General features: G+C 62.6%; 11 protein-coding genes and 2 pseudogenes. 7 read left to right on the forward strand and 6 right to left on the reverse strand.

The window, feature by feature from the left end; all coding sequences use genetic code 11:
* The first annotated feature begins 64 nt into the window (after positions 1 to 64).
* From OZ411_RS14910 to istB, 7 genes and pseudogenes are all read left to right on the forward strand, one after another.
* Positions 65 to 1,663 carry an ABC transporter substrate-binding protein gene (locus OZ411_RS14910; RefSeq protein ID WP_282528575.1) on the forward strand — a complete coding sequence of 533 codons (1,599 nt, stop codon included), beginning with the start codon at positions 65 to 67 and terminating at the stop codon, positions 1,661 to 1,663.
* Positions 1,664 to 1,676: 13 nt separating this feature from the next.
* Positions 1,677 to 2,744 carry an ABC transporter permease gene (locus tag OZ411_RS14915; protein WP_282528576.1) on the forward strand — a complete coding sequence of 356 codons (1,068 nt, stop codon included), beginning with the start codon at positions 1,677 to 1,679 and terminating at the stop codon, positions 2,742 to 2,744.
* The gene (locus tag OZ411_RS14920) at positions 2,744 to 3,616 is read left to right on the forward strand and encodes an ABC transporter permease (protein WP_282528577.1); all 873 of its coding nucleotides are present in this window, start codon (positions 2,744 to 2,746) and stop codon (positions 3,614 to 3,616) included. Before OZ411_RS14915 ends, OZ411_RS14920 begins: the two co-directional genes overlap by 1 nt.
* Before the next feature lie 9 nt (positions 3,617 to 3,625).
* Complete coding sequence (locus OZ411_RS14925; RefSeq protein ID WP_282528578.1) at positions 3,626 to 5,263, forward strand: ABC transporter ATP-binding protein; 1,638 nt, start codon at positions 3,626 to 3,628, stop codon at positions 5,261 to 5,263.
* Between the two features lie 134 nt (positions 5,264 to 5,397).
* The gene (locus OZ411_RS14930) at positions 5,398 to 6,480 is read left to right on the forward strand and encodes an ISAs1 family transposase (RefSeq protein ID WP_282528579.1); all 1,083 of its coding nucleotides are present in this window, start codon (positions 5,398 to 5,400) and stop codon (positions 6,478 to 6,480) included.
* Between the two features lie 92 nt (positions 6,481 to 6,572).
* Positions 6,573 to 8,064: pseudogene (gene istA / locus OZ411_RS14935) on the forward strand (IS21 family transposase); the annotation flags it as partial.
* A gap of 8 nt (positions 8,065 to 8,072) precedes the next feature.
* Positions 8,073 to 8,936 (forward strand): IS21-like element helper ATPase IstB, encoded by an 864-nt coding sequence (gene istB, locus OZ411_RS14940; protein ID WP_349017015.1) that lies wholly within the window; start codon positions 8,073 to 8,075, stop codon positions 8,934 to 8,936.
* Positions 8,937 to 9,462: 526 nt separating this feature from the next.
* Here istB and OZ411_RS14945 read toward each other — a convergent pair.
* The 6 genes and pseudogenes from OZ411_RS14945 to OZ411_RS14970 all read right to left on the reverse strand — a co-directional run bounded on the left by OZ411_RS14945 (position 9,463) and on the right by OZ411_RS14970 (position 13,037).
* Positions 9,463 to 9,588 (reverse strand): hypothetical protein, encoded by a 126-nt coding sequence (locus tag OZ411_RS14945; RefSeq protein WP_282528580.1) that lies wholly within the window; start codon positions 9,586 to 9,588, stop codon positions 9,463 to 9,465.
* A gap of 35 nt (positions 9,589 to 9,623) precedes the next feature.
* Positions 9,624 to 10,256, reverse strand: coding sequence for a class I SAM-dependent methyltransferase (locus OZ411_RS14950; protein ID WP_282528581.1), 633 nt, complete (start codon positions 10,254 to 10,256; stop codon positions 9,624 to 9,626).
* Between the two features lie 107 nt (positions 10,257 to 10,363).
* Positions 10,364 to 10,777 carry a nuclear transport factor 2 family protein gene (locus OZ411_RS14955; protein ID WP_282528582.1) on the reverse strand — a complete coding sequence of 138 codons (414 nt, stop codon included), beginning with the start codon at positions 10,775 to 10,777 and terminating at the stop codon, positions 10,364 to 10,366.
* Positions 10,778 to 10,864: 87 nt separating this feature from the next.
* A pseudogene (locus OZ411_RS14960) lies at positions 10,865 to 11,468 on the reverse strand (NAD(P)-binding domain-containing protein).
* A gap of 32 nt (positions 11,469 to 11,500) precedes the next feature.
* Positions 11,501 to 12,253, reverse strand: coding sequence for a glucose 1-dehydrogenase (locus tag OZ411_RS14965; RefSeq protein ID WP_282528583.1), 753 nt, complete (start codon positions 12,251 to 12,253; stop codon positions 11,501 to 11,503).
* 49 nt (positions 12,254 to 12,302) lie between these two features.
* Entirely contained in the window at positions 12,303 to 13,037 is a 735-nt protein-coding gene (locus tag OZ411_RS14970; RefSeq protein WP_282528584.1) for an SDR family oxidoreductase, read from the reverse strand.
* Positions 13,038 to 13,337: the final 300 nt, after the last annotated feature.

Genomic DNA, 13,337 nt, shown 5'->3' on the forward strand with positions numbered 1-13,337 from the left:
AATCACGTAACCAAGAATGACAAGGATTAGCATGAGAGGTTTGCACAAGTGGGTCGTCCGCAGCATGGCCGCATTGGCGCTCATGGGGACGGTGAATGCGCAGGCTACGACGGCCAGGGATGACAAAGAGACACTCGTTTACCTGCATTCCATCGAACCCAAGACGCTCTACCAGTGGTGGACGCAGGCCGAGTACCCGCGCCGCCAACTTCAGGACAGTCTGGTCTTCCTGGATGGCGAGGGCAAGCTGCACCCTTGGTTGGCGAAGACCTGGAAGCAGAACGGCACGGTCTGGACGTTCACCCTGCGCGATGACGTCGTGTTCTCGGACGGATCGAAGTTCAACGCCGAAACGGTGGTGAAGAACGTCGGATTCTGGCTCAAGATTTCCACCTCGGTACCCGACTCCTTCTTCAAGGAAGCCAAGGCCATCGACGACAACACGGTGGAAATCCACACCACTATTCCTCAGCCCTGGCTGGCCCACCTGTTGTCCAGCGGTGGCTTTGGCGTGAACTCCGCGCCGTCGCTTGCGCGCGACCTGAAGGAGATCGGCGAGAACCCGATCGGCAGCGGCCCATTCGTACTGAAGGAGTGGAAGCGCGGCGAAGAGATCGCGCTGGCGCGTAACGATAACTATAAGTGGGGTCCGGCTCCCGGTCACGCCGGCCCGGCTTATCTGAAGACCATCCGTTGGAAGTTCGTGCCCGATGCCAACGCCCGCTGGCTGGCGCTGGAAAAGGGCGAGGCCGACCTGATCTACGACCCGCCTTCGGTCAAGTGGAAGGAAGCGAAGGACAAGTACCTGACGTCAACGCGTCATGCTCCAGGCCGCGCCCAGACGCTTTCGCTCAATGCCGAATTCGGTCCTTTCGTGGACAAGCGCGTGCGCCAGGCGTTTGCCTATGCCAGCAACCGACAGAAAATCGTGGACACCCTGTTCCGCGGCTCTGTGCAGTACGAGGGCAACGGCGCCTTATCGCAGACCACGCCTGATTACATCAACCTGGACGGCGCCTATCCGTATGATCCGCAGAAAGCCGTCAAGCTGCTGGAAGAGGCGGGTTACACCACGGTCAACGGCGAAGGCTACCGCGTCAACCAGGAAGGCAAGGTGCTGGAAGTACAGTTCCCTGTCTATCCGACGATCGTCAGCCCCGAGGGTTATGCCTCGCTGCAGGCGCTGCAGGCGGAAGTGAAGAAAGTTGGCTTCAAGATCAACCTGATCGCCCTCACCCCCACCGACTTGGCTGCCGGCCGCTACACCAAGCCGGACGAGTACCATGTCTATCTGGGTTACTGGACCTGGTATGCGCCTACGGTGCTGTCCATCAACTATCGTCCCGGCGACGGGTCCCCGACCGGCACCATCTTTGGCCGCCAAAACCTGAACCAGATTTTGACGACCGGCAGTTCGCCCAACCCGCACAATCGCGTGCGTTCGCGCGACTGGAAGCTGCAGGAAGACATCATCGACGCGCACCGTGAAGAAAACCCGGAAGCCCGCCATGAAAAGCTGGCAGCCATCCAAAAGCACATCAGCGATGAGGCGCTGGCGCTCGGGTTCTATACGTCCACCTGCAACATGGTCGGCCAGAAATACCTGAGCGGCCTGATTCACAACATCTTCGGCCCGATCTTCTACGATCTGAAGAAAAACTGACTCGGGAAAAAGCGTGAGGGACATAACCGCGCATCAGGCGACCGTGCCGGCGGCTGACCTGCTGGGGAATCCGCCATCAGATGTCTGGCAGCAGGAGGACGAGGCCGCCGGCGGCAAGAAGGCATCCGGCGTCGGTCGTGCCCTGCTCGGCAAGTTGGGCCAAGCCCTGTTCACGCTGTGGGCCACGGTGACGCTGCTGTTCATTGCCCAGGTTGTGTTGCCCGGAGACCGGGCAACCATTTACCTGAACGTGTATGAAGGCTACAGCGTGACACGCACGCTGGAGGAGCTTGCCCCCATCAATCGGGAGTTCGGTTTCGACCGTCCCCTGCTGGAGCAATACGCCCGTTATGTAGGCGGCGTGCTGCGCGGGGATCTGGGCATTGCCCTGCAAAGCCGGCGCAGCGTGACCGACCTGATCTTGGAGCAGATAGGCGCTACCGCCGAGCTGGCCGTGGCTGCTATCGCGCTGGCTTGGCTGATCACGCTGGCCTGGACGCAGCTCACCGCAGGCCGCGGGCCGCGGATTTCGCGCGTCGGCGCCGCCGCCGAGGCGCTGGTGGCCGGCATGCCGTACTACTGGCTGGGCCTGATGCTGCTATTGGTCTTTGCCGTGCACCTCGATTGGTTTCCGGTGCTGGGTGGCTCATCCCTGCGCGGGTTGTGGCTGCCGGCGCTGACGCTGGCGTTGCCTTTGGCCGGGTTCCTGGGGCAGGCCATCCGGGGCGAGTATGAGCGTGCGCTGAAGCAGCCGCATGTCCTGTCTTCCCGCGCACGCGGAACGGACGAGTTGCGCGTGCGGGTGGTTCATGCGCTGCGCCCTGCCCTGATTCCGGGCATCACCCTGACGGGATGGGCGCTAGGCACCCTGGTATCCGGCGCCGTCATCGTTGAAAACGTCTTTTCGCGCCCAGGCATCGGCGCGCTGCTGGTCTCGGCGGTCGAACTCAAGGAGTTCGAGCTCATCTCAGGCATCATCCTCATCGTGAGCATGGTCTATGTGCTGATCACCTTCGTGACAGACTGGCTGTACACGGTGGTGGACCCGCGCATCGGTTTCCAGCGCAAGGGACCCGCCTGATGTCGGTATTGAAAACACGGCTTCCTGCCAGCCTGGCGAATGGCTGGCTTGCCGAAGCATGGGCCGAGGCGGTCCGCGCGCCGTTGCTGGTGTGGCTATCGTGGCTGGTGATCGCCTTGACTGTCTGGGCATCGATCGCGCCCGCCACGCTGGTGCTGCATGCGCCGCTGGAAACCGACCTCGCCAACGTGCTGGTGCCATTTACATGGGACCATTGGCTGGGTACGGACGAAATTGGCCGCGATCTGTATTCGCGCCTGGTGTATGGCGCACGGGAATCCTTCCTGATCGGTCTGCTGGCCATCGTCGTCGCCATCGTGCTGGCGCTACCGCTCGGCTTCTTGGGCGCGTTGGCGCCCTCGTTCGTGCGCCTTGCGGTGGATCGCTTTATTGAGATCCTGCTGGGCTTTCCCACGTTGCTGGTCGCCCTGCTGTTCGTCACCATCCTGGGGCAAAGCCCTCTGAATGTGGCGGTTGCTGTGGGCATCGGCTCCGCTCCGGGATATGCGCGGCTGATACGCGGGCAAACTTTCCTGGTGCGTAACAGTGGCTACGTCGAGGCTGCCGCGGCGCTGGGACATGCTCCGGCCACTATCCTGTTCCGGCACATCATTCCCAACGCCACACGCCCCCTAGTGCCGATCGCCGGGCTTGGGGTGGGCAAGGCCATCGTGTGGTCGTCGAGCCTGTCTTTCCTTGGGTTGGGGGTCAAGCCGCCATCATCGGAATGGGGAGCTTTGCTTGCCGCCGGCAAGGGACAGTTGCTGGAAGCGCCCTGGCTGCTGGTCGTACCAGGCACCGCAGTGGTGCTGGTAGCGCTGAGTTTTTCGACTGTCTTCAGCTACATCCAGGCGCGATCCGAAGGGGCATAAGACACGACCATGCCGACGGATGACGTGCTGTTCCGGGTGGAAAACCTCAACGTCGGATTTCGAACGGCGCGTGGCTATCGACACGTCGTCAACGACTTCAACCTGACGCTGCGTCGCGGTGAAACAGTGGCGATCGTTGGCGAGTCCGGCTCGGGCAAGACGGTGGCTACCCGTTCCCTGATAGGCCTGGCCGGCGACAATGCCGTGATCGACGCGGACGTGCTGCGCTATGGCGATCTAAATTTGCTCAAAGCCAGCCGACAGCAACTGAAGGCGGTGCGCGGCGCTCAGGTAGGTTACGTGCTGCAGGATGCCTTGGTGTCGCTGGATCCGCTCCAGCCGATCCGCAATGAAATTGCCGAACCGCTCCATGCACATGCCCGCCTCTCGAGAGCGCAAACTCACGACAGAATTCTGCGACTCCTGACCGAGGTAGGCGTACCCAACCCCGAGATACGCAAGGACCAGTATCCGGGGGAATTGTCCGGCGGTTTGCGCCAGCGTGCTCTGATTGCGACCGCGCTGGCGCTGCACCCGCCGGTCATCATTGCAGACGAACCCACCACGGCGCTGGACGTGGTGGTACAGGCTCAGGTCCTGCGTGTGCTGGAACAACTGATAGCCGGCGGCACCAGCCTGATCCTGATCAGCCACGATCTGTCGGTGGTGGCGCGGCTGGCCGACCGCATCCTGGTCATGAAGTCCGGCGTGGTGGTGGAAAGCGGCACGCGCGACGAAGTGTTGCGTAATCCGCGGCACGCTTACACCAAGGCCCTGATCCGCGCGATTCCGAGCGGCGACACCCGCGGACGCCGCTTGAGTGCATCAGCGCCCGCCTCGTTCGGGCAACGCCCGACGGGCGGTCCGCGGCAGAACGAACCCGGCGAAGTCATCCTACAAGCCCGCAACCTGAGCAAGACTTTTCGTGGCCCGGACGGGCAGCGGCTCAAGGCCGTCGACAATGTATCGTTCGATCTGCTCAAGGGCGAGGTGCTCGGCATTGTCGGGGCTTCCGGCTCCGGCAAGAGCACGGTGGCCAGACTGCTACTGGCGCTGGAGAACTATGACGAAGGTGCCGTGCTATATCGGGGCATGGAGTGGTCCCGGGCCGACGCAAGAACCAAGCGACAGGTACGCGGTAAGATCTCGGTCGTGCACCAGGACCCGTACAGCTCTTTCGACCCGCGCTGGAATGTCGGGCAGATACTGAGTGATGCCCTGCGCCTGCATGCGGGGCCGCATAAAGTGACTCACACCGATATGGTCGGCCTCTTGGAATCGGTGGGCCTGAATGAAGGCCATCTGAAAGTGCTACCCCTGCATCTTTCCGGCGGGCAACGCCAGCGAGTGGCCATCGCGCGGGCGCTGGCGGTAAAGCCGGAAATCCTGATCCTGGATGAAGCGGTGTCAGCGCTGGACGTGAGCATCCAGGCGCAGATACTCGACCTGCTGGAAGATCTGAAGGCGCAATATGCCCTGAGCATCATCTTCATTTCGCACGACCTTGGCGTCATTCATCACATGGCCGACCGCGTGCTCGTGATGAAAGATGGGGCCGTGGTCGAAACGGGTGATGCCGTTGGTATTTTTCTTTCGCCCCAACATCACTACACCCAGGGCTTGATCGCCGCCTTGCCACAACTGTAAGCGCGCTTGTCATTCGGCCTGCAATATTGACCCCCTAAGCTGGGTAGGGGAATCGCATATGGGCTTAGAGGGGTATTGCATAGCGGAGCGAATTGGATTCTTCGGGTGTCTCCCGATTCCCGAAGGAGACCAAGATGCGCAATCTCAGGCGGATGTTTCGACCGCTCAAGGATCCGCGTGCCAGCAACGCCCAACACAGTCTGGTGGACATCCTCGTCATCGCCTTGGCGGCGACGCTGGCCGGCGCCAAGACCTGCACCGAGTTCGAGTTCTTCGGCAAAGGCCGAGAGGAGCTGTTGCGGCGGTTCCTGGAACTCGGACACGGCATTCCCAGCCACGACACGTTCAGCACCGTCTTCCGTGCACTGGACCCGAAGGGTCTGGAAGCGGTCTTGCGCAAGTTCAGCAAGGGCTTCGGCGTCAAGGGCGTGGTCAGCATCGACGGCAAGGCGCTGCGCGGAGCCTTCACGCGTGGCCGGCGGGCCGCGCCGCTGCATATGGTCAATGTCTGGGCGGCAGGCACGCGCATGGCGTTGGCTCAGAGGAAGGCCCCCAATCGCAACGAGGTTGCCGGCGCTCTCGAAGTCCTCGCCCTGCTCGATCTGCACGGCACCCTTGTCACCGCCGACGCCTTGCATTGCCGGCCCGACACGGCGCAGGCCATCCGCGACCGGAAGGGCCACTATGTGTTGGCCATCAAGAGCAATCGTGGCCGGCTCTTCAAGGCCGTCAAGGCGCTGCTCGATGCCGCCCGAAAGCCAGCGCGGGCGAGCCAGCGAAGCACCACAGCTCACGGCCGCGTCGAGCGCCGGCGGGCCATCGTCGCGCCGGCACCACAGTTGGCGAAGCAATACGGCTTCCCCGCTATCGCTGCCGTCGGCCGCATCGACAGTTGGCGCGCCAACGCCGGCAAGGCTGCCAAGCACAAGGTCCGATACTTCCTGGCCTCGCGCCTGCTGTCGGCCAAGAAGCTGCTGGAGGTCGTGCGCGCCCACTGGGGCATCGCGAACAACCTGCACTGGGTCCTCGATACGGTGTTCGACGAGGATGCCTGCCGCAGCCGCAAGGATCACGCGCCGGAAAACCTCGCCGTCATCCGCAAGCTCGCCATCAACATCCTGCAGGCAACGCCAGGACCTGCTCGCATCAGCCACAAAATGCTCCAGGCCAGATGGAACAACGACTTCCTTCTCTGCGCCCTCGCCCATATGCGATAGCCCTACTAAGCTGGGGGATCGGCGTCCAAAATTGACCCCCTACAGATTGGTCTGTTGCGCTGCCTGCTTTGGAACGAAGCAGGTGGTGGGGGATGCTGATCGTGGAGACCATTGCCCGGATCCGGCGCGAGCACTTCATCAAGGGCAAGACGATCAAGGAGATCGCCCGTGACCTGAAGCTGTCGCGGAACACGGTTCGGAAGGTGCTGAGGTCGGGAGAGACCTCGTTCGAGTACGAGCGGCAGTGCAGCCACGACCAAAGCTGGGGCGGTGGGCATCGGAGCTCGATAGGCTATTGGCGGCGAACGCGACCAAACCGGCTCATGAACAGCTGACGCTGATCCGGATCTTCGAAGAGCTGCGCGGCCGCGGCTATGACGGCGGTTACGATGCGGTGCGGCGTTACGCCAGGCGGTGGAGCAAAGAACGTGGGCAATCGACTGCGGCCGCTTATGTCCCGCTGAGCTTTGCCCCAGGCGAAGCCTACCAGTTCGACTGGAGCCACGAGGTGGTCTTGCTGAGCGGCACCACGGTGATGGTGAAGGCCGCCCATGTCCGGCTCTGTCACAGCCGCATGCTGTTCGTGCGGGCCTATCCGCGGGAGACGCAGGAGATGGTGTTCGACGCCCACGACCGGGCGCGTTCGCCCTGTTCAAAGGCACCTGCACCCGCGGCATCTACGACAACATGAAGACCGCCGTAGAGACGATCTTCGTCGGTAAAGGGCGTCTCTACAATCGCCGCTTCCTGCAGATGTGCAGCCACTATCTGGTCGATCCGGTTGCCTGCACGCCAGCGTCGGGCTGGGAGAAGGGGCAGGTCGAGAACCAGGTCGGGCTGGTCAGGGAACGCTTCTTCACGCCGCGGCTGCGGTTCAAAAACCTCGACGAGTTAAACGCCTGGCTGCTCGACAAATGCATCGCCTACGCTAAGGCTCATCGCCATCCGGAGCTGGTCGATCAGACGATCTGGGAAGTGTTCGAAGCCGAGCGCCCCAAACTCGTTCCCTATGCCGGCCGCTTCGACGGCTTCCATGCGGTGACGGCATCGGTCTCGAAGACCTGCCTGGTGCGCTTCGACAATAACAAATACTCCGTCGCAGCCAGCGCAGTCGGACGACCGGTCGAGGTTCAAGCCTATGCCGATCGCATTGTGATCCGTCAGGATGGACGCATCGTTGCCGAGCACCCGCGATCCTTTGGTCGCGGCGATACTGTCTACGACCCCTGGCATTATGTGCCGGTGCTCGCCCGCAAACCCGGCGCCTTGCGCAACGGTGCTCCCTTCAAGGACTGGGTGCTGCCGGCCGCGATCGAGCGGATCCGGCGCAAGCTTGCCAGCACCGACGATGGCAATCGGCAGATGGTCGACATCCTCAACGCGGTGCTGACTGACGGTCTGCCCGCTGTGGAAGCGGCCTGTGCCGAAGCGCTCGGTCACAGCGTCCATTCCGCCGATGTCGTGCTCAATATCCTGGCCCGTCAACGTGAACCCGCCCCACCGGCCAACATCATGACGCCGACCGCATTGACGCTCCGTCATGCACCGATCGCCGATTGTGCCCGCTACGACAACCTCCGGAGGACCATCTGATGGAACGAACCCAAATCTTCGACCTCATGGGCGAACTCAAGCTCTACGGCATGAAGGCTGCCTTCGACGAGATCATGGCAACTGCCGTCAAGCGCCAGCACGAACCTCAGCGCATTGTTGGCGACCTGCTCAACGCCGAGATCAACGAGAAGCAAGCCAGGTCGATCAAATACCAGCTCACCATTGCCAAGCTGCCGCTTGCCAAGGACATCGCCGACTTCCAGTTCGACGGCACGCCAATCAATCAGACTCTCGTCAATGATCTCGCGGGCGGCGGCTTCATCGCTCAGCAGCGCAACGTCGTGCTGGTTGGCGGCACTGGCACCGGAAAGACCCACCTGGCCATTGCCATTGCCAGAAGCTGCATCCGATCCGGTGCCCGCGGCCGCTTCTACAACGTGGTCGATCTCGTCAATCGCCTCGAGACCGAGACCCGCAACGGACGGCAAGGACGGCTCGCCGAGCATCTGACCCGGATGGACTTCATCGTGCTGGATGAACTCGGCTATTTTCCCTTCGCCCAGTCCGGTGGCCAGCTCCTCTTCCACCTTGTCAGCCGGCTCTATGAGCGCGCCTCCGTCATCGTGACCACCAATCTCGCCTTCGGCGAATGGCCGAGCGTGTTCGGCGACGCCAAAATGACCACGGCGCTGCTCGACCGGTTGACCCATCACTGCGACATTGTCGAGACCGGCAACGATAGCTGGCGGTTCAAGAGCCGAGACGACGATCACGCCACCCGCGCTCGTCTCGCCTCCGCTATCCCGGCCAGCTCCGACGAGACGAGCGCTACCAGCAAAACCCGCCGCGCAAAGGCGTCAAAATTGGACGCCGATGAGGGGTCAAATTTGAACGCCGATTGACAATCATCTGTTCAAGCGACGGCAGTTCGGAGCGATCCAGCCGATAGTCGCTCGTCCAGAGCCGGCCGCGCGTAGGCGCCTCCGTGCAGTGCAGAAACGCCTCGACGCCGGCGACGATGATTGCAAGCTTGGGTGGTTTGCCGTTGACGGAACTAGGCTGGAGGAGCTCCTACGAGCGGTGCGACACGGAGGCCGCGCTCGCGACTGGCGCTGGAAGCGACGCAGATGCCGATCGAGGATATGGCCAGCGTGACCGGCTTCGGCTCGGCCGGTGCGCTGAGGCATCATTCAGAAGACGGCTGGGTACGAGCCCCGCTCGCTATCGTGCCATTTTCAAATCGGCTCGCTCGGAGACTGGGCCGTGAACCCATAAATCGGCCGAGCTGACGGCTCGCGAGGGTCCGCTATGCCCCGGTAGCGATCAACTTCCGCATCGCAGCGAAAATGATGCGATGGGCCACTACCAGAAATCAAGCCATGTCTGCGCCGCCCCGTCATCTTGCGCTCAATTCTTTCGATACGCGCCTCACAGCGCTTCAGCGGCCTTCGCTGCCATCGTCGCGTGGGCCCACCAGACGAGCTCATCCAAGGCCAGCTTCGTGGCGGCAAGCAGGGTTGCCTCGATGTCTTCGATGGGCTTGTTTGCACCCATTGGGGAGGTCGACATGAAGTCGGCGCCGGGACCTGTCAGGGTTTCACGAATCGATAGGCGAAGCGATCGGTCTCGCCCTTGATCAAGGGATCGAACACCTTGATCGAGTGCGGATCGTCCTTGTTCGCGAGCATGGTGCTTTCCCCGTCCAGTACGAAGCCGGCCGCCTCCACCTCCTCGCGAACGGATGCATGCTCAATCCGATGCAGCGACTGGGCGTCGCTCGTGCCCGCCCCGACGGCGGCGGCGTGGTCTACGATGACGTAGGACCCACCGGGCTTCAGCCGCTCGTAGACAGCTCGATTGAAGTGGGCCGCCGTCGCTCCCCTGGCCTGGATCAGCGCGGTGTGGAGATCGTGATAGAACAGGTGCAGCCACAGGACATCCGCTGGTTGCGTGGCCTCCGCCATCGCCACGAGGTCCGCCGAGACGACTTCGACGTTCTCTCGGCCCGGCTCCTTCGCGAGCGTCCGCATGCGGCCGACCGGATCGTTCTTGAAGTGGGCGACTTCGGCCGGCACGAAGCCGTAGACCCATCCTTCGGGTCCTACGACGTCGGAGAAGAGGCGGGTCCAGTCGCCGTCGCCTGGGTAAACGTCGATGACGATGGAGCCCGCATCGACTCGTGCGAACCGGATCAACTCGGATAGCTTGGATTGGTCGTACATCGGGATCTCCTTTACGGTTGGGCATTCGACAAGCGCGCGGCGTACGAGGGGGCGATCCACGGCGGATCCACCGTCTATCGCGAACCGACGGCCGCAGATCGCCAGCGCTACGCCGGCCCGGACGCGTCCAACTGCGCGGCCCGCGCCAGTGCTTGCGTGTCGACGTATTCCCGGATGTTGGTCAGTCTGCCGTCCCGGACCGTGACGGCGAAGATCCAGTCGTCCTCGAACGTCTTGTTCGTGGCTTTGATCTTTCCCCTCGCGAAGCCGACGACCAGGACCCGGTCTCCTTGCGCTACGAACTCCCGGGGTTCCGTGGACGCTTCTATCGACTTGGATGCCGTCTCAAGCAAATCCGCCAGCCCTGCGTGTCCGCGGTGTGTTCCGGCCAGCGGCCACTCCTCGCCCGGGATGATCCACTCGATGTCCTCGGCGACCAGCGCCAGCAGTCCCTCCCTGTCATCGCGGCCGATCGCGGCGAAGAAGTCCTTCACGGTTTGGATTTTCTTCTCCGTACTCATGGGAATTTCTCCATTTCGCTCCGATCGGATCGCGCTCGATCCGATCGCGTGCGTCGTGTCCCTGCCGGTGGGGACGTCGTGTGTTCATCAGTCGAACTTGACTAGGTCCTTGAAGATCAGTTGACCCCAGCTATTTCCGCGCGCCTGGACTAGCAGCCCACCTTCCGAAAGCCCGCCAAGTTTGATCGGCGCGAAGCCGAGATCTTCCGCAAGCGCACCAATCTCCGCTGCGGCGTCGTCATCGTCGCTCGCCAGGAACACGACTCTTCTGCCACCATGTACGGCCGGATCTTGGTCAAGGACGGCAGCGGCCAAATGATTGAAGCCCTTGACCAGTCGACCGCCAGCGAAGGCCTGCGCGACGGCCTTGGACGAAGGTTGTCCCCCCCCCCAGTTTCTCAGGGGACACGCCGTAGGCATTGGTCACATCGACGATCGTCTTCCCCTGCCAGGTGGGCAGCGCCTGCGCGACATCCTGGTGCGACTCGAAGCGGACGGCCAAAAAGACGATGTCCGCCTTGACCGCTTCCGCCAGTTTTTTGGGAATGATCGTGGGTCCGATTGCGGCCGCGGCGGATGCAAAGCTTTCCGGGTCGCGCGTGGTTGCAACCGATACTTCGATGCCATTGCGGGCGAACGCTTTCGCCAGGGCCCGGCCGATATTGCCGAAGCCGATAATTGCGTTGCTCATGATGTTTCTCTGATGTTGTGTTAATGTCGGCGTCAGACCTGCGCCATGCCTCCATCGACGGCGAGATCAACGCCGGTGATGAACGAACTTTCATCGGAGGCGAGGAACGTGACGGCAGCCGCGATTTCCTCTGGCTTGCCCCTGCGACCCATTGGGATCTGTGAAGCAAATTGGCCGGCCGCTTGCTCGGCTTGCTCAGGGGTAAGGCCCGTCGTTGTCTCTAAGGCAGGGGTCTCGGTTGGTCCGGGGCTCATCGTATTCACGCGGATTTTTCGGTCTTTCAGCTCCAGCGTCCAAGCGCGCGAGAAGTTGCGCACAGCCGCCTTACTCGCGGCGTAGGCGCTAAACCCTGGCAGCCCCAACACGTTCGAGACGGAAGAGTTCAGGATAATCGAACCGCCGTCTTTGAAGAGGGGAAGGGCCTTCTGCACCGTAAAGAACAGCCCCTTCACGTTCACATCGAAGGTCTGGTCAAAATGGGCCTCAGTAGCTACCGCGAGCGGTGCGATCGTCCCCGCGCCCGCGTTTGCGAAGAGAATGTCGATGTGACCATGTTTCTCTTTCACGACGGCATAAAGCCGGTCCAGATCTTCCAAGCGCGACACGTCGCTCACGACCGTCGTAACGTTTCTCTTGATGAAGGCTGCAGCCTCCTTCAGGTCTTTCTCTCGTCGCCCGGTGATCACGACGTGCGCACCTTCTTCCACGAAGCGCTTGGCTGTGGCCAACCCAATCCCGCTGCTTCCGCCCGTGATGACTGCGACCTTATCTTCCAGTTTTTTCATGATCTTTTATCTTTCGTTATGTGGGCCAGGCACGGGACCGCGCCGGGGGTCAGAGTTGCGCTAAGCCGCCGTCGACGGCGACTTCGCTGGCGGTCATGAAGCTGCTGTCCGACGACGCGAGAAAGGCGGCCACGGCCCCGATCTCCGCCGGATCGGCCATGCGCTGGAGCGGAGTCATCGAGGCGAAGACCTTCTGACCCTCCTCGCCGAGCGCTTCCTTCGCGAGTTCGGTCGCTGTCGCCCCGGGCGACAGCACGTTTACCCGGATGCCGCTGCCCTTCAGGTCCTCCGCCCAGGTCCGTGCGAGGTTGCGCACTGCCGCCTTGCTCGCGCTGTAGGCGCTCATTGCCGGGGCGCCCGTGGTGCCGGCGCTCGATCCGGTCAGGATGATCGAACCGCCATGGCCCATCAGCGGCAGCGCCTTCTGGACCGTGAAGATCGTACCCTTCACGTTGGTGTCGAAGGTTTCGTCAACGTGTGCGGCGGTGATCTCGCCGAGCCGAAGCTGGCTTCCCGCCCCGGCATTGGCGAAGACGATGTCGAGGGATCCGCGCTCGGCCTTCACCGCCGCGTAGAGTCGGTCGAGGTCGGCCAGATCGGAGACCGAGCCCTTCACCGCGCGGGCATTGGGCCCGAGGTCGGCCACAGCCGCGTCGAGCGCTTCCTGTCTGCGGCCGAAGATGAAGACGAAGGCGCCTTCATCGATGAAGCGCTTTGCTGCGGCGCGGCCGATGCCGGTAGCGCCGCCCGTGATGACTGCAACCTTACCCTCAAGCTTTCCCATAACTTCTCCTTTCGTGGTGTCGGAACAGCATCTGCCCCCGAGAACCTCGACATAGGTCCGCCGGCGTCGGGCGTTGAGTGCGGAAGCGCGCACATCGGTGGTGCGAAATCGATCCGGCCGGACGACTGGCGCCAGCCGCGATGATCGCTGTCCGCCGTTTCGGAATTGGCCCTTGCTTGGTCGGCACAGGCTATGATGACCGCCCATACTGCTGTAGGAGGCGTAGATATGGAGACGCGCGTCTTCGGGCGCGACCAGAGCGTGCGCGGGCGTCTGCGGGTGACGCTGGCGCCGCCGCTC

This window comes from Bradyrhizobium sp. Arg237L (assembly GCF_029990105.1).
In the GTDB taxonomy this organism is placed as follows: Bacteria; Pseudomonadota; Alphaproteobacteria; order Rhizobiales; family Xanthobacteraceae; genus Bradyrhizobium.

Coding starts and splice junctions, on each gene's coding strand:
- OZ411_RS14965 (WP_282528583.1), bottom strand. CDS start 12,253: ATGAAAAAACTGGAAGATAAGGTCGCAGTCATCACGGGCGGAAGCAGC.
- OZ411_RS14955 (WP_282528582.1), bottom strand. CDS start 10,777: ATGAGTACGGAGAAGAAAATCCAAACCGTGAAGGACTTCTTCGCCGCG.
- OZ411_RS14945 (WP_282528580.1), bottom strand. CDS start 9,588: ATGGGTGCAAACAAGCCCATCGAAGACATCGAGGCAACCCTGCTTGCC.
- OZ411_RS14920 (WP_282528577.1), top strand. CDS start 2,744: ATGTCGGTATTGAAAACACGGCTTCCTGCCAGCCTGGCGAATGGCTGG.
- OZ411_RS14930 (WP_282528579.1), top strand. CDS start 5,398: ATGCGCAATCTCAGGCGGATGTTTCGACCGCTCAAGGATCCGCGTGCC.
- OZ411_RS14925 (WP_282528578.1), top strand. CDS start 3,626: ATGCCGACGGATGACGTGCTGTTCCGGGTGGAAAACCTCAACGTCGGA.
- istB (WP_349017015.1), top strand. CDS start 8,073: ATGGAACGAACCCAAATCTTCGACCTCATGGGCGAACTCAAGCTCTAC.
- OZ411_RS14970 (WP_282528584.1), bottom strand. CDS start 13,037: ATGGGAAAGCTTGAGGGTAAGGTTGCAGTCATCACGGGCGGCGCTACC.
- OZ411_RS14950 (WP_282528581.1), bottom strand. CDS start 10,256: ATGTACGACCAATCCAAGCTATCCGAGTTGATCCGGTTCGCACGAGTC.
- OZ411_RS14910 (WP_282528575.1), top strand. CDS start 65: ATGGCCGCATTGGCGCTCATGGGGACGGTGAATGCGCAGGCTACGACG.